Genomic DNA, 25,920 nt, shown 5'->3' on the forward strand with positions numbered 1-25,920 from the left:
GCCAGCGAGTTACTTGTTAAGTACTTTTCCAACAGCCCCTCTCCGAACCTTACTATTACCCACAAGTATAGAATTCATGAGCAAGTCTTCATCCTTCTGCTAAATCAAAGAGACGTTTCCATCCCTTCCACAGAGCTATAGCTAAGTCATTTTTGCGGGCTAAAAACCCTCCTAATTTGGCCACCCACCTCACGATTTCTCTTAGAACCTGTACATGATCTCAAGAAAGGAATAAACTAAGAGATAATGTATATAAGTTAGGATATATGAGGGGTTTATACCCAAGTGATATAAGTCGGGAAAGATTTGAGATTATGTTACCAGATCTAGAGTCCTGTAGAAAAAAAACAAAACCAAGAAAACTTGATTTGTATGATGTATTTTGTGGAGTGTTATACGTTCTGAAAAGCGGTTGTCAGTGGAGAATGCTACCAAAAGAGTTTCCAAAATGGCGCAATTGTTACGACTATTTTAAGAAGTGGAGTGAAAAACCAGATGCAGATAAAGAAAGTGTTCTGGAGCTGGTGTTAAAAAAAAATAGTTGGCGTGGTCCGACAAAACAATGGTCGGAAAGAAAAAACCAGCTTCTGCATAATTGATGCACAGAGTGTAAAAAATGCAGATACTGCTGAAGAAAAAGGCTATGATGCAGGCAAAAAGATTTCAGGAATAAAACGCCATATTGCAGTAGATACGCAAGCATGCAATTTATATAACAACAGCAGAGATAACTGACCGTAGCAGTGCTGTGAGAATGGTCGAAAATGCAAAAGAAAACCTCTCGGGAGTTAAAAATGTACTGGTTGATGCAGGCTATACTGGAGAGAATTTTGCAACTCAAATAAAAACGATTATTGGTGCAACCGTTGAAGTGATAAAAAGAAATGAATTACATTCCTTTGTTGTATTGCCCAAAAGATGGGTTGTGGAGCGATCTTTTGCTTGGTTAGAAAAATGTAGAAGATTGTGGAAAAATTGTGAGCGAAAACTCAATACTAGCCTACAAATGGTCGTTCTGGCTTTCACTGCCTTACTTCTGAAAAGATTATGAACAGGCTCTTACAACTATTTTCTATACTCTTAAAAATGACTGGGTTTTTAAAGATTTCACAAAATTTGAATTTTTTATTGGACAACAATCATAGGAGAAAAAGTAGAGAGAAAGTTAAGACGATTTTGAAGTAAAATAAAACGTTTTTTCAAAGAGGTGTAATATGACAAATAGAAGAGAATATACAACAGAGTTTAAATTGGAAGCTATAAAACTAGTAAAAGAACCATCAGCAAAAATAGCAAGGGATCTGGGTATAAGTGGCGATTTGTTAAGCAAGAAAATATAATGAAAAAATGTCTGGAGCAGTCAGGCAAAGGAAAATTGGCTCCTTATGACAAAGAAAGGTTTGATTTGAAGAAAGAACTAGCAAGAGTAACGAGAGAGAGACATTTTAAAAAAAGCCCTGGCCAACCAAAAAGAGTAAAATATTCTTTTATAAAAGAACATAGAAACTGCTATAAAATACAGGAATTATGCAGGTTTTTAGATGTATCTGCTTGTGGTTATTATAAATGGGTTGCTAAGGAAAAAAACAATAAAGAATTAGCAAGAGAAGAGCTTCTAGGAGATATTCAAAAAAGCATCACAACACAGCCCTAAAATCCATAAAAGCTTTAGGCAAAAATTATAACATCAAAACAGTGCAAAATGTTATGCAGGAAAATGGCATTATAGCCAAACTTAGACGAAGATTTAAAACTAAAAAACAACCAAATAATATGGTTGTTGCTCCTAATATATTAGATCAAAATTTTATCACTGAGCAACCAAATAAAGTATGGGATTACTTATATAAAAACCAAGGAAGGTTGTTGGCAGCAATAATTCTCACGCATGGTAGTTAATGAGTCATACAATGGCTAAACAACTAGTTGTAGATGCTTTGTTGATGGCTGTTAATAAGCGCAAACCCGCTAAAGATCTACTGTTACATAGCGATCAAGGGTCACAATATACTTCAAAAAATTATCAATATCTATTGGATACAAAAAGTGTCATATCTAGCATGAGTCACAAAGGTTGTTGTTACGATAATGCCGTTGCGGAGGGCTTTTTTAGTTCACTTAAGAGGGAGTTACTTATTGATACTTCGCAACACTCTGCACAACAAACCAGAACTGCCATATTTGAGTATATAGAAATTTTTTATAATAAACAACGACGTCATTCTACTATTAACTATTGCATTCCTGAACTTTTTGATTCATCATTTTCATGACAAAATTCTCTTAACTTTCTCTCTACTTTTTCTGGGTAGGGCCACAGTCACGCGCTGACCATTTGTTGTACTTAACAAAAGCAAATGTTCGTATAGTTGTGGGCTTGACCATAAAATGATTCTTAAGAAAGCAAATGCAATTTTTTGCAGGTTTCACGCGTGATAAAAATTAACAGTTTTATTTTTAGCCAAATCAATTGAATCAAGCTACAAAATCTGCTAAAGTTAACTTTATGAAAGCACCCTTAGCTCAGTTGGATTAGAGCATTTGACTACGGATCAAAAGGTCGGGCGTTCAAGTCGCTCAGGGTGCACCACATTTTATGGGAAACAGAAGTCACACTTGAAATTAATATATGCAATACCTATCTTTAAAGGTTAAACACTAAACTATTATATATGAGCAAAAAAGACTACTATGATCTGTTGGAAGTAGGCAGAAATGCCAGTATTGATGAGATAAAAAAAGCGTATAAAAAATTAGCGTTAAAATATCATCCTGATAGAAATCCTGGCAATCAAGAAGCAGAGGAAAAATTTAAAGAAGTAACAGCTGCATATGAAGTTCTATCTGACTCTGAGAAAAGGGCAGGCTATGATCGTTATGGCCACGAAGGTGCTTCTGGTGGATTTCAAGGCTTCAGCTCTGCAGGAGATTTTAGCGACATATTCAATGACTTCTTTGGTGGAGGATTCGGTGGTGGTGCAAGTAGATCGAGAGCAAAAAGAAGTACAACAGGAGTATCTGGAGCAGACCTACGTTATGATCTTGAAATTACCTTGGAAGATGCATTTAAAGGAATACAAGCGCCTATACATTATGTGACAAATGTAAAATGTGATACATGCCAAGGCACAGGTGGCGAAGGAGCAATTAAACCAGTTCAGTGCCACACATGCCAGGGAAGCGGTAGGATTAGAACTCAACAAGGCTTTTTTACCATCGAAAGAACATGTACTACATGCTATGGGGAAGGAGAAATAATACGAAATAAATGTAAGAAATGTGGTGGAAGTGGACGTAGAAGAGATGAAGTAAATATATCCGTTTCAATTCCAAAAGGCATAGAAGAAGGAGCTAAGGTAAGGGTAAGTGGTAAAGGAGAAGCTGGAGCAAGAGGTGGAAAAAGTGGAGATTTATACGTATACGTGAAAATAGTTCCCCATAAAATCTTTACTCGAAATAAAGCAGATTTACACTGTAAAGTGCCTATAAGGATGACACTAGCAGTGCTTGGTGGTGAAATCGATGTACAATCAATTGATGGAGCTAAAATAAAAGTAAAAGTTCCAGAGAGCACTCAAACTGGTACCAAGTTACGTTGTAAGGAGAAGGGTATGCAATATATGAACTCACATGTTCGTGGTGATTTGTATGTACAGGTAATAGTTGAGACTTTAAATCCAAAGAATTTAACTAAAAAGCAAATTGAGCTATTAAAAGCGCTTGAAGAAGAGGAAAATGCAAGTGTACAACAGCAATCTGAAGGGTTTTTTAGTAAAGTAAAAAAAAAATAAGAAATCTGCTAAATGACATGAAGGGGTAACTGTTTACGGGTTTTCATTTAATCCTGCAATTCTTTGATCTTATTAATGGAAAACTTAACAATAGTGTTATTATTAGCCAACAGAGACTTCTCAGTTCCTTAAAACTATGTAAAAGCAATAAATTTCTTTATTTAAGGTCGAAGTTTTGCTATTCTCAGGTTTTAATAATTTAAATTTAATGAATATAAACAAAAATGAGTTTTTATTTCTTCCTCTTGGAGGAGTAGGAAGAATCGGGATGAATGTTAGCCTATATCATTACCAAGGCAAGTGGATTATGATCGACCTTGGTATCGGTTTTGCAGATGAAACTATGCCAGGTGTTGAGCTGCTCATTGCTGATGTGGATTTTATTGCTCAAAGAAAAAAAGATTTACTTGGAATAATAATTACACATGCACATGAGGACCACTGCGGTGCAGTGCCCCACTTGTGGGAAGAATTGCAGTGCCCCATATATACAACAAAGTTTACGGTTAATTTTCTCAAGGAGAAACTAAAGGAGTTTCGATTGGAAGGTGTGGTACCTGTGAAAGAGGTAGACATAAATGGCAGCATAAATTTGGGTCCTTTTACCGTTGAGTTTATAAATGTAACTCATTCAATTCCTGAGGCAAATTCAATATTAATTAGCACTGAAATGGGTAGTGCACTTCATACTGGAGACTGGAAATTCGATCCAAAACCTGTTGTTGGATTAACTTCCAATATGGAGCGTTTAAAAGAAATTGGCGATAAAGGTAATCTGCTTGCAGCAATTTGCGATTCAACCAATATATTAAGCAAGCATCACCCTGAGTCAGAAGGTGAAATTTATAATAATATTTATAACATAATAAAGCGGTCTAAAAAATTAGTTGCTGTTTCGCTATTTGCTTCAAATGTGGCACGAATTGAAACGATAAGCCAAGCTGCAAAAGTACTAAATAGAAAAGTAGTTTTACTTGGTAGATCTTTATGGAGAATAGTGAAAGTTGCGCAAGATAGTGGTTATTTAACTGATTCTCCTGAGTTTCTAGAAGCAAAGGAAGCAGTAAATTTTCCAAGGGAAAAACTGGTGCTACTTTGCACAGGTTGTCAAGGTGAGCCACTGGCAGCTACCGCAAGACTTGCTGCTAAGAGTCATCAAGCATTTAAAATGCAGCAAGGTGATACCATGATTTTTTCGTCAAAAATCATTCCTGGAAATGAAACTCGTGCGCACAACATGCTCAATGCCTTTATTGAGATGGGGGTAGAAGTTGTTACTGAAAAAACAGAGCATGTTCATGCTTCTGGGCATCCAACAAGAGAAGAGCTAAAGGAAATGTATTCTTTAATAAAACCGAAGATGTCTATTCCAGTTCACGGCGAATATATTCACACGCATGCACATGTAAAATTTGCTAAAGAGTGCGGTGTGGCAAAAGCAATAATGATTGCACCAGGTGATATTGTTAATTTGGAGAACGGAGAAAAAGTTGATTCAATCGATGTTGACTACTTTGGTATTGATGGTATGTTGCTACGTCATCCGGAGTGCAGTGTTATAAAAATGCGTAAGAAAATGAGAGATGCTGGAGCTATTGTAGTGACAGCAGTTGTAAACAAGAAAAATAAATTGCTTGCTAAACCAAAAGTATTTGCACCTGGTGTTTTCGAAGCGCCAGAAGATGCAGCTATTATGCAAAGGATCATAGAGAAGGTTGAGTCAGCGTTTAGTTTACAGCCGACAAAAAAAATAAGAAATAAGATTGAAAGTTCAATATTTAGTATCTTAAAGGAATATTTACTAAAAAGACCTATAATTGAAGTCCAGATAGAACAGGTATAGAAATATACCTCTTTTATTAACCATTATTTGAGTAAGAAGTTAACAATGTATTCTTTGATGTTATTTCAGCATGCAATGCTGGAATCCATAAAAAAAATCAGTGTCAAGCACACAACTGTATGAACGTTGTGATTTTAGAGCAATCCCTGCCGGTAGGGGTGTCATCCATAAGTGTTGAAAGTAACACAAAAAAGACATAAAGAACTATTATTGCAAGAAAATGGAGGCAATAATGGATCAAATAGAAAGAGTACTAAATTTAATAAAAGATGAGGATTTAGAAAGGCTAGGAAAATTAAGTGAAGTAGATAAATGTAATACTAAATTGTTGGGCAAGATTATATTTAAAGGTCTAATGAAGTTAATATTAATGGGGCAAAAAACAAGCCTAAGAGCGCTAGAAATGGTAATAAACAGGTGTATAATGGATAAGAATAGCGATAAAAGTACAGTAACATACAGTGGTTTGTCAAAAAGGTTAAAAGTTATAAATCCAGAATATTTTAAGGGAGTATATATTGATTTGATGAGCAAGATTAAAAAGCTATTACCCCAAAAAACATCAAATAACTTACATAAGTTTGATTCGACGATCATAAATTTATCGGGATATCTCATAAAAGATGGGCTAAAAATAGGCGGTAAAAGTAACGACAGTCAAGTTAAAGTGAGTGTAGGATTAAAGGATCAATTGCCGACAAGTATAAGATTTTGTAAAGGACAAGAAGAAAGTAGTGAAGATATAGCATTAGTGAGAGCAATTAATGAAGCTAAAGTTGAAAAAGAGGATATTTTATTATTTGATAGAGGAATCAGAAAAGTTGGAACTTTTGCCGAATTTGATGAAAAGGAGTACAAATTTATCACAAGAGTTAAAGTAGGAAGAAAACATGATGTTATAAGCAGGAACAAAGTTATAAGAGAACAAAAATCGGATGGATCAGAGATTTTAGAAGATATAATAGTTAATCTTTATCGTGCACGAGGTAAAGTGGCAGAAAAGCATGATCTACGGCTAATAAAAATCAGAAATAAAATTGGAGATGAAATATGGTTTTTGACAAACTTGTTTGAAATGCCAGCTTATGAAGTAACAGAGCTATATAGGCGCAGATGGGATATAGAAGTGTTCTTTAAATTTATAAAGCAAAATCTTGGATATAAGCACTTTTTAAGCCATACTATGAATGGCATGAAGGTGTATATTTACATGATCGGCTTTGTTATTTCTTGTTTATAAAATCAAAAATAATCTACATGGGTTCAAAATAGCATTACTGCAATTCACATTGGATCTAAATGACTCTTTTATACGTTCGATTGTTTTACTGTCGGGAGGTAATTTACATGCCGTTGATCATCTCATATCACGTTATTTTTGATACTTTCAACACTTATGGGGTGTCATCCCAGTGCTCCGACACACAGCTGTACGAACATTTGTTCGCAGAGGCAGTGTGTTAGCCGATTTTACCTCAAACACAAAGGTGTCATTCCAGTGCTTGACACTGGGATGGCTTTGTTGCATAGCACCTTAAGCAGTGATGGTTTACGACAAATTTATGTAATGATTTCAAATTTAGCCATACCAATATCAGTGAATTTGTTGAGCAAATAGCACTTAATTAGTAATTCTTTTTCACGATTTACTTCAGATTTATTCCTAAAGCTAAATCCAAATACTTGCTTCAACCTTGAGAAAAATCCTTCTATGTAAGATCTCTTTCCATAAATTGCTTCCTTTTTCCACTCTTTTACACCATCTTGTCCATATAATTTTATTAACCTAATAGCAGCATTTCTGTCAGACATATAATCTATTTTTGAATGTTCTGCTGCATCCTTTTTTGGTAGAACTTTTGTCTTTATATCGTATTTCTTACACAATTTATAAAGTTTGTGCCTATCGTATGCCCTATCTGCATATAATGCTTTTATTTTGTGCTGAAAATTAACTTCTTCAAGCAAATCGCAAGCTCCATAGTGGTCAGAGTAGACGCCATTACTGTATCTTGCAGCTATAGCTTTTTTACTATTCACACTTAACATAACATGTAACTTTCTTACTTGCTCGTAGCTTCGGTACTTTCTATCTGCACTGTTTTCCTTACTGTGGCCAGGAGTGTTACTGTAAATGCTGATACTTGTGCTATCTATGATAATTTCAATATTTTCCATGTTGCTTTTATCAACCCTGCAATCATTTATCTTAATATTAAGTTTTTTAAACCTTCTTGATGCTTGTGAATAGCTGATAACTGCCAAATTTTTTCCTATTTGTTGCAGATATCCTTTTATAAACCCCACCGTTTGTCTTAAACCAATTCTAAAAAGATTGACAATTATATGCACCAAAATTACGACTTTATCACTGTAAATATAGTTGCCGCCCTGCATTTTTGGACTATTTTCATACCAATTTTCGATAGCTTCATCGATGTAACGAAAAATATTTCCCCTTTTTTCAAGGAATTTGTTATATTCGTTTTGGTTACTGACTTTCATTTTCTGTGGCATATTTTTTCTTCAACAGTTAAATGGTTATTTATAATGAATTTTGTCAGTAGCCACCAGATTTTTTCGGTTGCTATGCAACAAAGCCCACTGGAATCCAGCAAAATTGATTGTAAACAAGCACACTATACAACATTGTCGATGAAATTGCCAGAAAACTGGATTCCAGTGTCAAGCACTGGGATGACATCAGAGGTTAATGTCACCTACTGTAACACGAGAAGTTCGAACAGTTGTGTATCAGCTACTTTCATGACGTCGTTTGTTGTGCAGTTTACCTTCAAAAGTAAACGTTTGCTGGGATGATAGAGAGCAAAGCAGGAAGTCTAATGAAGTTATTCGTTCAGCTGGTGTTATTTATTCCTTATTTTACAAAAGCTGCTTTATATGTTGATATAAAAAAAAGCAGTGTTGGTAACATTGGTCTTGTTGTATCTAAATGTACATGTAAAACAGCGCTGGAAAGCGAATTAAGCGAAAATATTGCAAAGGTAATAGGAACAAATTTATCTAATTGTGGCTTATTTAATGTAAAACGTGACGTAGAAACTGAATCTAAATCTTGGAAAAGCGATACTGTAGTCACAGTAAGTTTAAGCGAAGTATCTGGTAGTGCATTAGAGCTATCATTTCGTTTGTTTGACACTTTTACAAGAAGAGAATTACTTACTCAGTCAGTTGTTTTTCCAGCAAAAGACTGGAGAAAAATTGGTCACCTTGTTTCGGATGTGATACATGATAGATTGATTGGTGAGAAAGGGCACTTCAACACAAAAATCACGTATATCGCTGAAGAAAAAGATAGCAATTACAAATCTGTGCGTAAAATTGCTGTGATGAATCAAGATGGAAGTAATATAAAATACTTAACAAATGGCGATAGATTTGTGTCAACACCGAGATTCTCACCAAATGGAGAGGGTATTGTTTATATCTCATATGCAAATGGTAAAAGTTATATAATATTAAAAAATTTAAAAGATAACACTGAATCAATGATCAGCGCATTTGAAGGAGTTGTTTCTGCACCAAGATTTTCTCCTGATGGTAAATCTCTTTTAATTTCCCACTCATTGGGTGGTAAAACGAATATATTATCTTTAGATTTAAGTAGTAAACGAACAAAAAAAATTACTAAAGGCTCAGCTATAAGCACTTCTCCCTCTTTTTCTCCAGATCAAAAGTATATGGTTTTTAGTTCTGATATAAGTGGAAGTCAGCAACTGTACGTTATCGATTTTACTAACAAAAGTAAAAAACCTAAAAGAATTAGTTTTGGAAGTGGAAGATATGCTACGCCTGTTTGGTCGCCAAAAGGAGATCTGATAGCTTTTACAAAGATTCAGTCGGAAAAATTTTACATAGGAGTTATGAAGCCAGATGGCAAAGAAGAACGTCTGCTTTCAGAGGGGCATAAAATTGAATCTCCGGCATGGCTACCAAATGGCAGAGAAATCATTTTTACAAGAACAGAATCACCAAGCAACTCTAAACTATATTTAGTAGACTTAGTAAAGAAAAATCAAAAAATCGTTTCCACTCCTACAAATGCTTCTTTACCGGATTGGTCTTATTATTGAACTACTGAGCTGCACACTGCTGATTAACTGTATTACCATGGCATTGATTTATCGCCACATCAACAAGATATCCCGCTACGCCACCTACTATAGCACCAGCGATTCCTGACAACACAACAGTTGCAATTACTCCAATAGCAACAATTTTAGGTATAATTCCCATTGCAGCTAGTGTGGCTCCTATAGCACCAAACAATAATGCTGACTTATAATTATCCAGCTCCTCCCTGAAGATTGTTTTTGTGGAGAATTATGTTTTGTATTACCTGCTATATGTGGCTGAGCACTTTGCACTCCTGATCTTAAAGTTGGTTGGAAATGATTATTAGTGTGTTGTGGAGAAATTCCTAAAGATTGTTTTTGTGGAGAATTATGTTTTGTATTACCTATTATAGGTGGCTGAACACCTTGTTTTGGATGTGAATTGTTATTAATTACATTTTCTTTGTGTTCAGTGAATAGTTTTTCAAGCTTACTTTTCCCTTTGGATCGGGCCAACCTTAATGTAACGGAGAATGCTAGAGTGCTCTGTACAGTTTCAGAGTCAGCGCCTGGCTTTAATAGTAATTCTGCAATTTTAATATCATGATCGGTTTCTGCACAATTGCTTTCAACAATGGATTCTAACATCTTATTTTTGAAAAAATTACATGTATATGGTAAGAATGTTTCTATTGTACTCTGACTATATTCTGTAATATGAGCGGTAATTATCAGGCCTGTTGAATTATCAACTTTAGCACCATGTGCAAAAAGCGCTTTAGCAATATCATTTTTGCCTGTTTTTAAAGCATATTCTAAAGCCTCACAAAGTGGTGCGAAATCGCCTTTTTTGTATACGTTAGGGTCTGCCCCATGCCTTAAAAGCACATTTACAACATCAAGGTTGCCTAGTATGCACGCATCACGCAAAGGGGTACCACACTGCCCCTTAATATTAACATCTATTATGCTAATTATCGAGCATGGATCGGCAATGCTGTTATGAACTGGTGTTGAGTTATTAGCCCTGTATTTTAATAAAACTTCTTCAAGAAGCTCTATCCAACCGGATTCAGGATCATTGCAAGCGTTTTTTACAATGTAGTGCAATATTGAATTTTCAGTATATATATCAGCAATTTGGGTTTGTACATTGATGTTCTGAACTTTTTTTAACAAAGTTTTTGTTTGGGCTAGATCTTGTGTTTCAAGAGCATAAAATAAATCTTTTTCCTCTTTACTCAAATGCGAACCGTAGCAATTTTTGCGAAATTCTTTACAACGGTTTTCTGAGAATTTATCAGCCCAGTCATAATTAGGTTGGTTGCTGATGAATTCTTCGCTGATCTCGCTTGTTAATATTCCATGTGCTACTGATATTTCTTGAAACTTTTCTGTTGCTGTCTTTTGCTCTTCTTGGCTTTTATCTGACCATTTATCGGGATGCCATTCCAATGCAAGTTTGCGATATGCCTTGTTAATCTCTTCTATACTTGCGCCTTCTGATAATCCTAGAACTTTAAATGCCTCTTTACATGTTTTTGGAATCATACTCACCCCCTTAACCAAATTAATTGAACCTAATGTATTATCAGTTTAGCAAGTCCACTCAAGAAAGTAAAGTAAAACTAGAGACAGATTTCTTACTTTACCAAGAAGGATATCATGCAAGCCCTATGATGTCATAGAAGTAGCTGACACATAACTGTACGAACATTTGTTTGCAAAGGCAGTATGTTAAGTGTTATAGCCGGTTTTGCCTCAAACACAAAGCCATTCCAGTGTCAGCTACTTAGATGACAAAAAAAGTGAACAAAATTTCCTGATTTATTTATACCTACACTTTGGAACCTTACAGATATTGAGCAAATCCAATAATATCCTTGATTTCTTTTATATTATGGGTTGCAATTTCTGCTGCTTTCTTTGTGCCTTTTTTTAATATTTCATGTAAATGGAATTGGTCTTTTAAAAGATCATTCATCCCCTCACGTATGGGTGATATAACACTGATAATTAAATCAGCTAACTCTTTTTTGAAGTGTTTCATGTCATGTTTGTTCACTTCTTCACACACTTTTTCCACATTTAAATTACTAAGCACTGAATAAATGTTTATCAAATTGCTTATTTCTGGTCGGCACTCTAAAGTAGCAAAATCAAAGCCTAGAATTGAATCTGTTTTTGCTTTTTCTATTTTTTTAACAATTAAGTCATCTGTATCATCAAGGTTAATGCACGAATGTTCTGAAGGGTCAGATTTACTCATCTTGCTTGTACCATCTCTTAAGCTCATTATCCTTGATGTGCAATCCAAAGTTAAGATTTCAGGTACGATGAAATAATCCAGTTTATAATGATTGTTAAAAGCTGATGCAATATCACGTGCAAGCTCCAAATGCTGTTTTTGATCATCACCAACAGGAACGTATTTAGTTTGATACAACAATATATCTGCAGCCATAAGTACTGGATAACTATATAATCCAAGAGAGGCTTTTTGTTTATCGCTGCCAGCTTTATCTTTAAATTGAGTCATGCGATTAAGCCAACCAATTGGTGTATAGCACCCAAGCAGCCAGCCCAGTTCTGCATGACTACTAACTGTGGACTGATTAAAAATAATGGACTTTTCTGGATCTATTCCACATGCAATATAAGCTGCTGCTGTTTTGAAAATATTACTTTTTAATTCACTTGCGGGAAGCTTATTTGCTGTGATTGCATGTAGGTCGACAATACAAAAAAGAGATTTGTATTTATCCTGTAAGTCTATCCACTGTTTGATTGCACCAAGATAATTACCTAAATGTAGTACGCCACTTGGCTGGATACCTGAAAAGACAATACTTGTCATTACACATGTACCTTATGCGTTTTGCTAATCGTTTCCACAATCAGCAAGAAATAATAACCATTGCAGGGCGGAGCAACCTATTTTTGATAGTATAACCAGTTTGTAATACTTCTATAATAGTGCCAGGCTCTTTTTCATCGTCCTCTCTTTCCACAACGGCTTGGTGTAAATTACTGTCAAAAAGCTCACCAAGTGGGTCTACTTCTTCTATTTCATGTTTTTTTAGATCATTTATAATTTTTTGATGCGCTACTTTGATTCCTTCATGAACAGGATCACCGTCTTTCAAAATTTCTATTACTTTTTTTAAATTGTCGCACGAGTCGATCATATCACGTGCAAACTTTGTGACTGCGTAGTCACTTGCATCGCTAATTTGCTTTTGCATTATACGTTTGACGTTTTCATTATCTGCAACAGCGCGGCGTAAATGATCTTCAAGCTGAGCTGCACGTTCTTTTAATGTATTGAGATCTTCATTTAAATCATCAGTTTGCTTATGGTTATCACTTTGTTGGTCGTCACCTTTCTGCCCACTTACCATATCGGTAAACTTCTTCTTTTTCTCTTTACTGCTGTCTGACATATTATTACCCTTAAGAATCTAATAAATATATAGCAATTAATCTGAAAATATCAAGCGCTAGCTACATTCGTCTTTCTATGCTCGCATTTAAAAAGTCAATTAAAGTAGTTTTATAAAAAGAATCAGAAAAAGTACTAATATTATTTTGCGCCATATTAATGTAGTGTCTAGCTTTTTCCATAGAAAGCTGAATGGCATTATGGTGATTAATATAGTGTAATGCTTGGTCAAAATTGTCTCTAGCTGAAGAAAAGCATTTTTCCCAGAATTTTTGCTCTGCTGGACTGCACTTTTCGTATGCTATAATAGCAGGTAAGGTGACTTTACCTTCGAAAAAGTCTTTTCCGACTTGTTTTCCAGAAGTGCCTTGATTAGCAGTATAATCGAGCATATCATCAACTATTTGAAATGCCATACCAAAATTAAAACCAAAATTCTTTAGCCTCTCTGTTTCGTCATTTGTTGCACCAGATACTGTAGATGCAGCTTCACAGCATGCAGAAAATAAAGATGCTGTCTTTTCTCCAATGATATCAAAATAATTTCCCCTGACTGTGTGGGGGTCAAAACGTGTTGTCATCTGCTTTATTTCACCCTTCACAAGTAAATGCGATGCTTTAGATAAAATAGAGAGAATATTTAAATTTCCACACTCTATAAGCCATCTAAATGCTAGAGTCAACAATAGATCACCAACTAAAATGCTTGATTTATTTCCCCAAATCTTATTCGCTGTTTTAACTCCATGGCGTGCCTCACTTTCATCGAGCACATCATCATGAAGTAAAGTAGCATTGTGTATAAACTCTACCGATGCAGCAACGTTGATCCTATCCTCCCCAGAATAGTTTAGCATTTTACATATAATAAAAACTAGTTTAGGCCTTATTTTTTTTCCACCTGAACTAACAAGATGAGATATAATATCAGTAGCAAGCTTAGCACCTTCATCATTGACATTTTTGAAGATAAAGTCCTTCATAGCTGATAAATCAGAAGATACGACATCTTCTAATTTATCGCTGTTTGTTAAATCAGTATTTAGCATTTTAAAGAGACTTATGCTTCTTGTCCCTGTGCTTTCTCGTTCTCTGCTTTCTTCTTTTCTGTTTTCTTTGGTTCTGTTTCTAAAGTTACTATGCCTTTTTTAATGAACCATAGTACTCTTTCAGTTGCTTGCGCGCCTACGCTTAGCCAATGTTTTAATCTATCAGCCTTCACCACAACACGATTTTTATTGTCTTTTGGTAACATTGGATCATATTGTCCTATTTTCTCAATAAAACGCCCATCTCTTGGTGCTCGTGAATCAGCTACAACTATCCTATAAAAAGGGCGTTTCTTTGCGCCAAACCTTGCCAACCTTATTTTAACTGCCATGTTAACCTTTATTCATATATTAGTCACAATTTTATACAATGAGCCGTTTTAAGTCAAATGAATTATACAACTTTTGCACCTTATAATATAATTACCAATAATGTAGGGTGTCATTCCAGCACCGGGCACTGGAATCTAGTTTGCATCATGCAGCCACTTAGTAAGTTTCTGGGTCCAAGTTCGGAGCACTGGATGCGTTTGAGGTAAAACAGGTTCTTATAAGGATTTAATTCTTATCTGGCTATATATCATCAAGTATAGCGTGATTAACTTCGACTTTATACTTTGATTCCAGATAGCTAATTAATTGCTCTTTTAGCGATATCATCACACGTTTTCCGGTGTCAAGCGTGTTTAATTTACCATTTGATGAATGCATTTCTTTTAGAACACCTATTATAATTTCATTATTGTATTGAATAGGGTCTGTCACTGAACCAGTTGTTTTCATATTGAAAATCTCTTCTACAAAAGAAAAGGGGTAGTTTTGTTGATCCACTTCATTGCGGTGCATCTGCTGACCTTTAACTAATTCCACACCTTGAATTTCTTCCAAATCTGTTTTTTCTCTTAGTTGAACTGCAACCTCTTGCCCAATTTTAAACATTCTTTCTTTTATAAACTCACTACACCAAAGCTCTACCGCTAATGCCCTGCCTTCTTCAAAACTTTGCAATTTGGGTGGAACGATATCAATGATTTTTACACTAACAACAGCGTCCCCAACGCCCTTAAAATAACCTTTCTGCTCCTTTTCTCGCGAAAAAATGAAAGAAATCAAATCACTAGAATCTCCTGCATTATTACCGTTTTGATCTTTTCCATTCGCATCTACTGGACCAATAGTTTGTATAGGTAAATTATATTCACTCAATATTTCTTCAATTATTGAACCATTGTATATCTTATAGTTCACTTGGTTTATGAAATCATTGACTCTTTCAAAAGACTTTTGGTTAGTTAAAACTGACTTTATATCTTTTTTTAAATCAACTAAGTCTTCATCAGAGATTTGATGCGCACCTTCCACTTTTATTATGTGCCAACCAAAACTGCTTGCTAAAACTTCACTTACTTCACCTACTTTGAGAGCAAATACCTTTTCCCTCACATCTTCTGGTAAAAAATCCTTAGTTATATTATTTACTCTAGTTTCCTCAAGTTCTGCTTTGCCAAACTCTTCTACTATCTGTTCAAAGCTTGTTTTACCCTCCTCAAATGCTCTTCTTGCTGTCTCAGCTTCTTCTTTGGTAGAAAATATTACATTGAATATATCTCTTTGATCTTTTAGTTCCTGTTGTTCTATTATACCATCAACTTCTTCATCTGAGATCTTGATTTGATCTTCAAAATACTTTTGGCCTAAGGAAATATATTGCGCAGTTCGATACTCAGGATAATAAAAATGGGATTTATTTCTTTCGTACAAATCAAGTAAGGCTTGATCATCTGGTTCAGGAATGTTTGTAACTGCATCTTCAGTTATTTTAACAATATCCACTACTCTAGTTTGGTAGCGACTTTTGTATATCTGCTCATCAACTCTCTCGCCAAAAGTTACCGGATAATTATCTTTAAATAACGAAGTCACGAACATCATTGCAGGCAGAACTTTCTCTAGCTTTGCTATATACTCTTTCTCTGTCATATGCAGGTCATTTAGCGTTTCATGGAATTTATTTTTGTCAAATTCGCCTTTATCATTTTGAAAGTATTTGGTGTTTTTAATATGGTTTTTTATAGACTCTTCTCCAACTGTCAACCCCAGCTCACTAATTAGGTTAAACAATAGTTTTTGCTCTATAAGTGCGTTAAGCAAATCATATTTCAGCTTTTTTACTTGTTCTCTACTCGCATCAGATCCAGAAATTTGCTTTTCATAATTTTGATATAGTGATTTATACTCATCTGACGTTATAACTTCTTTTCCAACCCTAGCTACCTCTTCTTTTTCATCATCACCTGATAAAAGGTTGCCAATTCCCATGAAGATTAACAAGCAAGCTAAAAGGACAACGGTTACTTTAGTGAAAAAATTTTTAACATTCATTTTAAACTCAGTTAATTAATGGTTAATTATAGAATAGTGATAATTTAATGCTTGTAAACCTGTTGCTTTATTAGCTAATATATATAATATTACAATATATTAACTTAAAATTTAACTCTCTAATCTTAAATAGAAACATATATTTAACTGAGTTATACTATACCTTAAGAAGGGGAAATATTTTGTTTGAAATATGTTTAAAGGTAAGCGCATTTAATTAACTTCAGAGGTAGGAAGTGACAAACAAAAAGTTATTGAATGACAAAATTAATGCTTTTTTAGTTTTAATAGTTTATATTTTAGCTCTGTATAACAGTAAGGGATACTTTAAATGGGAGATGCTTTTTTGATGTCAATGGAATCTTCTAAGGGCAATAACGATAGAAATAAACAGTTTCTAATGCAAATAGCTGCTTGGTTAGTAGACAACACTGGTTTAACTTTTAATCAAATAGCACAATGCTGCAGGTTGGCCCTTGAAGAAGTACAAGACATAGCTGATGAGGAAATAGAAGTTGAAAAATATAACCCTATTATTTCTGGGATAATTACTGAAAAAGAAATCGATGATTGCAAAAAAAATCCAAATCGTGTGCCAAATTTGATTATAAAAAATATAAAAAAAAGGAGTAAGGCGATTGGTAACATTCTTGGCTTTGCTTCTACGGCAAGGCGTAGAGATAAACCTGATGCGATTTATTATCTAGTAAAAAAATTTCCTATCTTGGACAATAACGTTATAGCTAAATTAATTAGTACAACAAATTACACAGTTGAGCAGATAAGAGATGGATCTCATCATAACATGCAAAATATAAAACCCCAAGATCCTGTACTACTTGGCTTATGTAGCCAAGAAAATTTAGAAGCAGAAGTGGAAAAAGCAAAAGTAGAAGAAGAGAAGCAAGAAAGGTTAAAAAATATAAAGAATAGCTATTGAAAATCCTCAAATTTTTGTGCTTTGTTAACATTAAATTAACTTGACTTGCTAGTGTTTATTAGTATAATATAAGTAAAGTACGGGGTTTAATGATAATTAAGCTTAATACGCACTAAAACTAGCTCAGCCTAATTTATTATCTTGTAGTCACATTTTAGGTTAGTAAGCATCAATTAAAATTTTTGGAGGATTATGACAACAATCAATGAAGATGTTTTAGCAAAAGGAAAAGTTACAGCTCAACCTGAAACAAGTGAACGAGTTCACAATAACGATACAGTAAACCAGATAGCTAATGAAGGTACTGAAAAAAACAGAAAAACATTAGATCTGAGCGAATTAAAAGAGAAAACAGCAGAAGAATTGTTGGAGTTAGCTGAAGAAAGAAAAATTTTAACTAACGGTAAAAACAATGGTAGAATGCTAAAGCAGGAAATAATATTCAGCTTAATGAAGAAAATGAGTGAAGAAGGAGGCATAACCACAGGGAGTGGAATAGTGGAAATATTGCCTGATGGTTTTGGTTTCTTACGTTCAGCAAGTGCAAATTATGCCCCAAGTACCGATGATGTTTATATTTCTAACGGGCAAATAAAGAAGTTTAATTTACGTACAGGGGATATGGCATATGGAGAAATAAGGCCACCTGGTGATAAAGAAAGATATTTTACTTTAACTAAGGTTCAAAGTATAAACTCTACTGAAGTAAGTGAATTAAGAAAGTACGTCCATTTTGATAATTTGCTTCCTCTTTATCCTGAGGAAAGCATAGTACTTGAGTGTAATAATGGTGATGATAAAAAAGGCTTAAGCATGCGTGCTATAGATATAGTAGCTCCTCTTGGAAAAGGGCAAAGAGCGTTAGTAGTTGCTCCACCTCGCACAGGAAAAACTGTATTGCTTCAGCAAATGGCTAACTCTATAGCTATAAATCACCCTGAAGTAGAATTAATAGTGTTACTTATAGATGAAAGACCTGAAGAAGTAACAGATATGATACGTTCTGTAAAAGGTGAGGTAGTAAGTTCTACGTTCGATGAGCCTGCTTACCGTCACGTACAGCTTGCTGAAATAGTAATAGAAAAAGCTAAAAGAATGGTTGAGCATAAAAAAGATGTGGTAATTCTACTTGACAATATTACTAGACTTGCACGTGCCTATAATGCTGTTATTCCTTCGTCTGGGAAAGTTCTAACTGGTGGTGTGGATTCAAACGCACTGCAGAGACCAAAGCGTTTTTTTGGAGCGGCTCGTAATATTGAAAATGGTGGTTCTTTGACAATCATCGCTACAGCCCTTATAGAAACTGGTTCAAAAATGGATGAAGTGATTTTTGAAGAGTTTAAAGGTACAGGAAACGCTGAGATCATACTTGATAGAAAACTTTCTGATAAACGTATATTTCCAGCTATTGATATTACAAAATCCGGAACAAGGAAGGAAGAGCTATTAGTTGATAAGGCTATACTAAATAAAATATGGGTGTTGCGTAGAATACTTAATCCTATGGGATCTGTTGAAGCAATGGAATTTTTACGTGATAAACTACTTTTAACAAAGAGCAACGCTGACTTTTTTAACTCCATGAATCACTAAAAGTAAGCCAGTTATGATGGATATGCTGAGTAAAAAGTAAAACGCTCTTATAGTTAAAATAATTGTATCCGTTCAGGCAATGGCGAACTTAGGGAGCGTTCATACGCATCAAGTTAAGAAGCAAAGGTAAGAAAATTCAATGAACTTAAGGTGGATATTCTATTTTTTCTATATCTGTCTTTCACAGAAAATTATGACCAGTCTGTGGTAAGTTTTTTCAGGAAAATTCTCAAATTATTAATTTTGCTGCTTAACGCTAAAAACAAGTAACCGTTCACGGATTGTGAAAATGAATAAAGAACTAAGCAGTCGTAACTTGTATCCGTTCAGCGGAGTGGCAAAATAAGGTAGACAAGGTAGTCTAAAAAGACAATCATAGAGCGAAAGTGAGGTAACATGTTTTAGAACTTTGCAAAAATTTACAGCAAAAAATAGAAAGGTTAGAAGCAAAAATAGAAAGATTGGAAAAAGAGAATGAAAGTTTAAAAGCAGAAAGTAAGGCATTGAAGATAGAAAACGCTGAGTTAAGAGAAAGACTCGGTTTAAGCTCAAAAAATTCATCAATACCAAGTTCCAAAGAGTTGTATAAAATAAAAAAGAATAAGCCGAAAAGCGAAAGGAATATTGGCGGTCAGGTTGGTCATAAAGGAAGTTTTCGCGCCAAAATGGATGCAGATGAGGTGATAAAAGTAGAGTTGTCATCTACTTGTGAATGCGGAGGAGAGATTGCAATATGCAAGGAACCGTACATTCATCAAAAAGTTGATCTTCCGGAAATCAAGCCTTATGTAGTAGAATATCAATGGCCGTTGCCGGAGATGCGGGAAAAGAAGAAGCAGTAAGTTACCAGAAGGTGTTACGTCAGATACATTTGGACCAAGAGTTAAGTCAATAATTGCAGCGTTCAGCGGGTTTTACAAAAATTCAAAACGCGAAATAGCGAGTGTCGTAAATGATATCTTCAATTTGAACATAAGCGTCGGTAGCATATCAAATAGTGAACATAGAGTTGCTTCAAAATGCAAAAAAATGTATGAGCAGATCGAACAAGAAGTAAGTACAAGCAAAGTTCTTCATATCGACGAAACCAGCCATTACAATAAGGGTAAGCTTGGTTGGTGCTGGATGTTTGCAAGCAATACGGCAAGTTTTGTAAAGTTCAAGGGGAATGAAAGTTTTAAAAAATAGTGTATGCTGCAATCGCAATAGTTTGGTAGTAACTGACAGGTATGCGGCATACAACTACTTTGCTGATGAAAAAAGGCAAATTTGTTGGGCACACTTATCAAGGGATTTTGAAACATAGTTGGAACATTGAGGTCAAAATTCTCGGCTGTTATTTGAGAGATGTTGCTGCTGAGTTGTTTGCACTAAAAAAAGCTTTACTAAAAAATGAGATAGATGTTTTTAGATTTGCCAGACGTGCCAGAAAATTGCGAAAACGTACACGGTATTACTTGAAGCCACTTACCTGAAGCAATTGGAGCTTCTCGAGTTGCGAAAAATATTATGAAATCTGAAAGAATGATGTGGAAATTTTTAGATGACCCAGAAAACATTCCACTGACAAATAACCACGCTGAACGGCAAATTCGGCATTATGTCGTTTATCGCAAAAATTCATATTTTACCCAATCGAAGCGGGGAAATGCATTCCTTGAACGGATAATTTCGTTATACTTAACATGGAAACAAAGGGCCTTTCCACAATCTCCTATCTACCGTTTCTTAAACCACTCTGCTGAACGGATACAATCGCGGTATTACAAAAAACGCCAAACTTTTTTCTGCTTTTATGCAAGAAGTCTAGTCCATATATTCTTCCCACTTTTCCGTAACTTTTCTTACTATTTCCTCACTCATCTCAATTTTCTTTCCCCACTCTCGTTTGGTTTCAGGCGGGATTTTATTTGTCGCATCAAATCCCATTTTACCTCCAAGGCCACTTTCAGGGGAAGCAAAGTCTAAATAATCAATAGGTGCATTTTCTATCATGATTGTATCACGCACAGGGTCCATTCTCGTTGATATTGCCCACATCACTTCCTTCCAATCACGTACATTTATATCATCATCAACAACGATAATAAACTTCGTGTATAAAAACTGCTTGAGAAAAGAAAGTATGCCCATAACAATTCTTTTTGCGTGTCCTGGATAAGACTTTTTTATCGATACCACCGCTATTCTATATGAACAACCTTCTGGTGGTAGATAAAAATCCACTATCTCTGGAAATTGATTGATAAGAATGGGCACAAAAATTTCATTGAGTGCTTCACCAAGAATTGATGGTTCATCAGGTGGCTTGCCAGTGAAAGTGCTGAGATAAATTGGATTTTTGCGCATAGTAATTGCAGTAATATTAAATTCTGGAAATTGCTCAACAGAATTATAGTAGCCAGTGTGGTCTCCGTATGACCCTTCGTCTTGATATCTATCCAAACTCACATAGCCTTCCAGAACGATTTCCGCGTGAGCTGGCACTTGAAGCGGAATAGTCTTACAATTTACAAGCTCAAGCGGCTTCTTTCGCAGTAGTCCAGCAAATTGGTATTCTGACAATGTTTCTGGCACCGGGGTTACTGCAGCAATAATCGTTGCAGGATCACTACCGATCACAGCAGCAGCAGGAAATTTCATATTTTGTTCCTTCTCTTTCCATCGTTTATGGTGACCTGCACCACCACGATGTGCAAGCCAGCGCATTAGAGTCGTTTTTTTATCTATGACCTGCATACGATATATTCCAAGATTGAAATTATCTTGTTTGTCTTTCGTGGGTCCTTTTGTTACCACAATCGGCCAGGTGATAAGTGGTGCAGGTTCATTTGGCCAGCATGTTTGAATGGGCAGTAGACTTAGGTCCACTTCATCTCCGGTTAGCACTACCTCTTGACATGGAGCCTTGCTCACAACTTTACTTCGCATCGATAACACGACTTTCAACAGAGGAAACATTTTTATAGCATCCTTAAAGTTTTTTGGCGGCTCAGGTGATTGCAAAAATGCGAGAAGTTTACCAAGATCTCTTAGTTCACCAGGGTTTATGTTCAACCCCGATGCAATCCTCTTAATAGTACCGAATAAATTCACCAAAACAGGAATCGCACTTTTGCCATTTTCTGTGACAACATTTTCAAAAATGATAGCTGGTCCTTTGTTTGACAAAACTCTGCGATGAATTTCTGTCATTTCAAGAACTGTTGAAACTTCCTCCTTAATCCTAATCAGATCCTTTTTTTCTTCTAAGGCTTTAATGAAGTCGCGTAAGTTGTTGTACATATTCCAGTTTTTAAAATTTTAAGTTTACATTTAGTTTTCAAGCACTTTATTAAAATTTGATCTATGCACTGCTTTTCTGTCTAACAAGCTTTCAGTTAATTTGAGATCAAATCTTCATATTGCTTACTAAGTTTGTATTTCCTTCCTCTATTGGAAAAATCTACAATCTCGATAAACCCCATTTCCACCCACTTTTTACAAAGTTGCGCACTAGTACGAGGCTTAAAATTAAATAGTTCGCCAACCTGACTAGCTGTAATAGCGGAAAACTCCTGGAAGAGCTCAAGAGCTTTGCGTTGTTTAGGATCAAGCTTACGTATAAGATCAGTCTGATCAGTGTGGTATTCTTCTTCATTTATACGTTGTAAAACGTTCTCAAATGAATTTGCCATACCTTCTACGAAATACTCCACCCACTTAGTGATATCTGCTTCAGCTCGTCCCATGTAATAGTTGTGCGATGTTATTGCTTCATAATAAGCCCCTAGATTTTTAGCATAATATTCTTCCAATGAGTAAAGCCCTTTTAGGTCATATCCACCAAGGTGTAAAATTAATGTAGTCAACAATCTTGCAGTACGACCATTACCGTCATAGTACGGATGAATTGTTACAAATTGATAATGAGCAATACCTGCAATAACTGGGCAAGGCACTTGCTCACTGTCACGAATCCAACCAATCATATTGCTCATGAGCTTTGGTACATCCTTTACTTCAGGTGGCATATAAATTATTGCACGTGTACGGCTATCACGAATAACGTTTTGACCATCACGATAAGAGGTTGGCTTCACTTTAGATTTTCCACTTGCCATATGAAGCGTTTGAATGGCTTTCTCAGTAATAGGGATCGTTCTCGCTGCCCATTGTTCAACTTGGGTTAAAGCTGCATAATATCCTTTAACCTCATTTTCATCTCTCCTATATTTTGGAAAGTGGCTTTTACCACTTAAAACCTCTTCAATCTGTTTAGGCTCAAGTCGATTTCCTTCGATCATAGTAGAATAGTGTGTGGTATAAAGCCGTGCAGTTTCACGAAGAGACGAAAGCATCGGTACAGTGAGCGGCAAATGTAACACTTTTTCTTTTGCTGCTTCAATCCTCATAAGGCAATTAGCAATTTTAGAAGTAATCGTATAATTTGGCATCGGCATGATATCTGCATTACATTACTTTTATATTATGCTGATAAAATGCAGATAATGCAACATTTACACAACGCCGACCATAAACTGCAATAAATTCGGCTGATCGAGAAAGAAGTTTGTCTTGTAGAATAGCTATTTCTTTTTCTCTACCAATTATTGGCTCGTTCATATGTTTATTCCGCGGAGTTTGTTGAAATTATACACAGCGGAAACAACTTAAATCTATGCTCCGCGCGCTTTTGCTGTTTGCATCTTAAACTTTCTGATTAGTTTTGCACTTAGTTTTTTTTGTTAAAGTTTGCATTTGAGACAAAACCGGCTATAAAATACACTTGATACAAATGTTTTTATGTATTAACATTAGATGCTTCTTTTAATATACAGATAAATGTGTACTAAAAGTTTTATATTGTAGGTTTTTAAATAAATTGTATGTCTAGGGTATCGTTTTTATTGATTTTAATAATAGCAATAGCAAGCTTGCCGATAATAAATAATTGGCTTTCAAATCGCAGCCAAATGCTAAACGATGATTATATAGGTGAGAGATTAGATGATTATATCAGTAGAAATTTTGATAAGATCGTAAGAACTCTCAAAGAGGAGTCGATTAAAAGTAGTTACGCTGCTCGAGATAATGTGACCAAAAGTAAAATTTCACAATACAAGAATCAAATATTTGACCTTACTTATCCTTACTCCGGAAATGAAAATAGTAGTGTTGTAGCTGCAGGCTTCTTTGACTATTCTTGTGGATATTGCAAAGCTATGAAGAATGATATAAAGCAGTTAATTAACGACGGTAAAATTAAGTATATCTTTAGGGATGCTCCAATACTTGGTAACGCCTCTTTAAAGGTAGCAAAAAGTGCTTTAGCTGTTTACTTTATTGATAAAGAAAAATATTTCGACTTTCACTATTCTGCTTTAAGTCACAAAGGAGGATTTTCAGACGAAAGCATATTGGATATAGTGAAAAGCATAGGGATTGATGAGGACGATTTTAATAATTCCATGAAAAATAATGCAGACAAAATTGAGCAAATGATAAACGACAGTAAGCTCCTAGTAAGAGATTTGGGAGTAGGTGGTACACCTTTTTTAATAATGGGGGATAGTCTGTTTATAGGAGCAACTGATTTAAATATACTACGCAAAAAAGTAGATGAATTAAGTCATAAACAAGGCTAGTTGCAATTTGCCATAAAATTTTATTTTTTTTGCTTGACAACTCAAATGAACCTGAGTATAGTAATTGTGGGTATGACAGCAGTTTAACTCAGTGGTCTCATCCACTTTCCATAGCGTCATTTACTATGTGAAACACTTTCAAATTACAACATTTTCTTCAACCAAACTATTTTACTTTCACAGGAGGACATATGTCATTCACAGAAATTAGATTTCCAGAAAATATATCTTATGGTTCCGCTGGAGGACCGGAATTTTCCACTGACGTTGTAACAACTCATAACGGTTGTGAACAGCGCAACATCAATTGGTCTCATGCACGTACTAGATACAACATAGCTTACGGGGTCAGATCAAACGAGCAGCTGTTAGAATTAATAACATTTTTTCATGCACGAAAAGGTAAAGCAATAGGGTTTCGTTTTAAGGATTGGTCGGATTTTATAGCCATTAATCAAGAGATTGGTATAGGAGATAACAAAAAAACGACTTTTCAGCTAATCAAAACTTATGTAAGTGGGGAAGATAAGCATATACGTATGATCAAAAAGCCAGTACATGGGACAGTAAAGATTTATTCAAATGGTAAAGAAGAGAGTGAATATTCAGTAAATTATTCAACGGGAGAAATAACATTTATGAAGCCACCAGTAAAAGATGCGATAATCACTGCGAGCTTCGAATTTGATGTGCCCGTGCGCTTTGATACAGATTACTTAAACGCTTCTATTGATGACTATGGAAGCAATAGCTGGAACAACATTCCACTAGTGGAAGTGAAATTTTAGTTATAAGCGAGCATAGATCTACATCATACTACAACAACTGTATTATAATTCGAAAGCAGCTTGCTCAGCCCTATGCCCTCAAATATGAAGATGTCATTCCAGTCTGGAATCCAGGAATTTTGATTGGACGCTAAGTTGGAGAACATAGAAAGTAGCTTGCTTTATGCTAAAATAAGCATTTTTGATAAAACTGTATGGAAAACTGGATCCCAGTGGGCTTTGTTGCATCGCTACTTATGAAAGGCTAACTATAGTTAGGATTATAAGCAACCTATTGAAAATCTTGTTTTTTTGCAATCAATCTGATCAAATTTAAGAATAGTAATTTATTATTTATATTAATAAATTTAATTCTATTGAAAATAGCTAAAGCATTGAAATTCTTG

The 25,920-nt window shown here is 35.1% G+C and carries 21 protein-coding genes, 1 tRNA gene and 4 pseudogenes; 14 read left to right on the top strand and 12 right to left on the bottom strand.

Features of this window, described 5'->3' with window-relative positions; all coding sequences use genetic code 11:
• Positions 1-266: 266 nt before the first annotated feature.
• The 7 genes and pseudogenes from ACJZL1_RS05805 (at position 267) to ACJZL1_RS05835 (ending at position 7,172) form a co-directional block, all read left to right on the top strand.
• Positions 267-1,051: pseudogene (locus tag ACJZL1_RS05805) on the top strand (IS5 family transposase).
• A 163-nt stretch (positions 1,052-1,214) separates the two neighbouring features.
• Positions 1,215-2,273, top strand: a pseudogene (locus ACJZL1_RS05810) (IS3 family transposase).
• Positions 2,274-2,512: 239 nt separating this feature from the next.
• Positions 2,513-2,590 (top strand) — tRNA-Arg (locus ACJZL1_RS05815).
• 82 nt (positions 2,591-2,672) lie between these two features.
• A complete protein-coding gene (dnaJ, locus tag ACJZL1_RS05820) occupies positions 2,673-3,791 on the top strand; it encodes a molecular chaperone DnaJ (RefSeq protein WP_265034614.1) in 1,119 nt (372 codons plus the stop codon).
• Between the two features lie 208 nt (positions 3,792-3,999).
• On the top strand, positions 4,000-5,634 hold the full coding sequence (locus ACJZL1_RS05825) for a ribonuclease J (RefSeq protein WP_265034615.1): 1,635 nt from the start codon (positions 4,000-4,002) through the stop codon (positions 5,632-5,634).
• A gap of 220 nt (positions 5,635-5,854) precedes the next feature.
• A complete protein-coding gene (locus tag ACJZL1_RS05830) occupies positions 5,855-6,874 on the top strand; it encodes an IS4 family transposase (protein WP_265026211.1) in 1,020 nt (339 codons plus the stop codon).
• 172 nt (positions 6,875-7,046) lie between these two features.
• A complete protein-coding gene (locus tag ACJZL1_RS05835) occupies positions 7,047-7,172 on the top strand; it encodes a hypothetical protein (RefSeq protein ID WP_419247163.1) in 126 nt (41 codons plus the stop codon).
• 22 nt (positions 7,173-7,194) lie between these two features.
• Here the strand turns inward: ACJZL1_RS05835 and ACJZL1_RS05840 are convergent, their stop codons facing one another.
• Complete coding sequence (locus ACJZL1_RS05840; RefSeq protein ID WP_264735368.1) at positions 7,195-8,151, bottom strand: IS5 family transposase; 957 nt, start codon at positions 8,149-8,151, stop codon at positions 7,195-7,197.
• A 326-nt stretch (positions 8,152-8,477) separates the two neighbouring features.
• On the opposite strand from ACJZL1_RS05840, the gene ACJZL1_RS05845 reads away from it, so the two are divergent.
• Positions 8,478-9,728 carry a protein TolB gene (locus ACJZL1_RS05845; RefSeq protein WP_419247528.1) on the top strand — a complete coding sequence of 417 codons (1,251 nt, stop codon included), beginning with the start codon at positions 8,478-8,480 and terminating at the stop codon, positions 9,726-9,728.
• 1 nt (position 9,729) lies between these two features.
• Here the strand turns inward: ACJZL1_RS05845 and ACJZL1_RS05850 are convergent, their stop codons facing one another.
• The 7 genes from ACJZL1_RS05850 to ACJZL1_RS05880 all read right to left on the bottom strand — a co-directional run bounded on the left by ACJZL1_RS05850 (position 9,730) and on the right by ACJZL1_RS05880 (position 16,583).
• Positions 9,730-9,924 (bottom strand): hypothetical protein, encoded by a 195-nt coding sequence (locus ACJZL1_RS05850; RefSeq protein WP_419247164.1) that lies wholly within the window; start codon positions 9,922-9,924, stop codon positions 9,730-9,732.
• Positions 9,909-11,261 (bottom strand): DnaJ domain-containing protein, encoded by a 1,353-nt coding sequence (locus tag ACJZL1_RS05855; protein ID WP_419247165.1) that lies wholly within the window; start codon positions 11,259-11,261, stop codon positions 9,909-9,911. Before ACJZL1_RS05855 ends, ACJZL1_RS05850 begins: the two co-directional genes overlap by 16 nt.
• Before the next feature lie 301 nt (positions 11,262-11,562).
• Complete coding sequence (gene trpS, locus ACJZL1_RS05860) at positions 11,563-12,567, bottom strand: tryptophan--tRNA ligase (RefSeq protein WP_265026451.1); 1,005 nt, start codon at positions 12,565-12,567, stop codon at positions 11,563-11,565.
• 40 nt (positions 12,568-12,607) lie between these two features.
• The gene (locus tag ACJZL1_RS05865; protein WP_320157462.1) at positions 12,608-13,153 is read right to left on the bottom strand and encodes a nucleotide exchange factor GrpE; all 546 of its coding nucleotides are present in this window, start codon (positions 13,151-13,153) and stop codon (positions 12,608-12,610) included.
• A gap of 61 nt (positions 13,154-13,214) precedes the next feature.
• Positions 13,215-14,201 (bottom strand): polyprenyl synthetase family protein, encoded by a 987-nt coding sequence (locus ACJZL1_RS05870; RefSeq protein WP_419247166.1) that lies wholly within the window; start codon positions 14,199-14,201, stop codon positions 13,215-13,217.
• Between the two features lie 11 nt (positions 14,202-14,212).
• Complete coding sequence (rpsP, locus tag ACJZL1_RS05875; protein WP_341818795.1) at positions 14,213-14,533, bottom strand: 30S ribosomal protein S16; 321 nt, start codon at positions 14,531-14,533, stop codon at positions 14,213-14,215.
• Between the two features lie 241 nt (positions 14,534-14,774).
• The gene (locus ACJZL1_RS05880) at positions 14,775-16,583 is read right to left on the bottom strand and encodes a SurA N-terminal domain-containing protein (RefSeq protein ID WP_419247167.1); all 1,809 of its coding nucleotides are present in this window, start codon (positions 16,581-16,583) and stop codon (positions 14,775-14,777) included.
• Between the two features lie 331 nt (positions 16,584-16,914).
• On the opposite strand from ACJZL1_RS05880, the gene ACJZL1_RS05885 reads away from it, so the two are divergent.
• Both ACJZL1_RS05885 and rho read left to right on the top strand, forming a co-directional pair.
• Positions 16,915-17,523, top strand: coding sequence for a cell cycle transcriptional regulator TrcR (locus ACJZL1_RS05885; RefSeq protein ID WP_265026455.1), 609 nt, complete (start codon positions 16,915-16,917; stop codon positions 17,521-17,523).
• Positions 17,524-17,715: 192 nt separating this feature from the next.
• Positions 17,716-19,119: a transcription termination factor Rho gene (gene rho, locus ACJZL1_RS05890; RefSeq protein WP_265034621.1), complete on the top strand. Its 1,404-nt coding sequence runs from the start codon at positions 17,716-17,718 to the stop codon at positions 19,117-19,119.
• A 113-nt stretch (positions 19,120-19,232) separates the two neighbouring features.
• Here the strand turns inward: rho and ACJZL1_RS05895 are convergent.
• Positions 19,233-19,385: pseudogene (locus tag ACJZL1_RS05895) on the bottom strand (IS4 family transposase); the annotation flags it as partial.
• Positions 19,386-19,550: 165 nt separating this feature from the next.
• Between ACJZL1_RS05895 and tnpC the strand changes: the two are divergent.
• Positions 19,551-20,851 (top strand): annotated as a pseudogene (gene tnpC, locus ACJZL1_RS05900) (IS66 family transposase).
• A gap of 74 nt (positions 20,852-20,925) precedes the next feature.
• Here tnpC and ACJZL1_RS05905 read toward each other — a convergent pair.
• The 3 genes from ACJZL1_RS05905 to ACJZL1_RS05915 form a co-directional block, all read right to left on the bottom strand.
• Positions 20,926-22,404, bottom strand: a complete 1,479-nt coding sequence (locus ACJZL1_RS05905; RefSeq protein WP_419247168.1) for a UbiD family decarboxylase — start codon at positions 22,402-22,404, stop codon at positions 20,926-20,928.
• Between the two features lie 95 nt (positions 22,405-22,499).
• Positions 22,500-23,513: a Fic family protein gene (locus tag ACJZL1_RS05910; protein ID WP_419247169.1), complete on the bottom strand. Its 1,014-nt coding sequence runs from the start codon at positions 23,511-23,513 to the stop codon at positions 22,500-22,502.
• Positions 23,514-23,571: 58 nt separating this feature from the next.
• A complete protein-coding gene (locus tag ACJZL1_RS05915; protein WP_419247170.1) occupies positions 23,572-23,724 on the bottom strand; it encodes a hypothetical protein in 153 nt (50 codons plus the stop codon).
• Between the two features lie 263 nt (positions 23,725-23,987).
• Between ACJZL1_RS05915 and ACJZL1_RS05920 the strand changes: the two genes are divergently transcribed.
• The 3 genes from ACJZL1_RS05920 to ACJZL1_RS05930 all read left to right on the top strand — a co-directional run bounded on the left by ACJZL1_RS05920 (position 23,988) and on the right by ACJZL1_RS05930 (position 25,850).
• Entirely contained in the window at positions 23,988-24,746 is a 759-nt protein-coding gene (locus ACJZL1_RS05920; RefSeq protein ID WP_419247171.1) for a DsbA family protein, read from the top strand.
• A 191-nt stretch (positions 24,747-24,937) separates the two neighbouring features.
• Entirely contained in the window at positions 24,938-25,534 is a 597-nt protein-coding gene (locus ACJZL1_RS05925; RefSeq protein ID WP_419247172.1) for a TIGR02217 family protein, read from the top strand.
• 181 nt (positions 25,535-25,715) lie between these two features.
• Positions 25,716-25,850 (top strand): hypothetical protein, encoded by a 135-nt coding sequence (locus ACJZL1_RS05930; RefSeq protein WP_419247173.1) that lies wholly within the window; start codon positions 25,716-25,718, stop codon positions 25,848-25,850.
• Positions 25,851-25,920 lie beyond the last annotated feature (70 nt).

The sequence above is a fragment of the Wolbachia endosymbiont of Rhagoletis indifferens genome, from assembly GCF_048537595.1.
Taxonomy (GTDB): Bacteria; Pseudomonadota; Alphaproteobacteria; order Rickettsiales; family Anaplasmataceae; genus Wolbachia.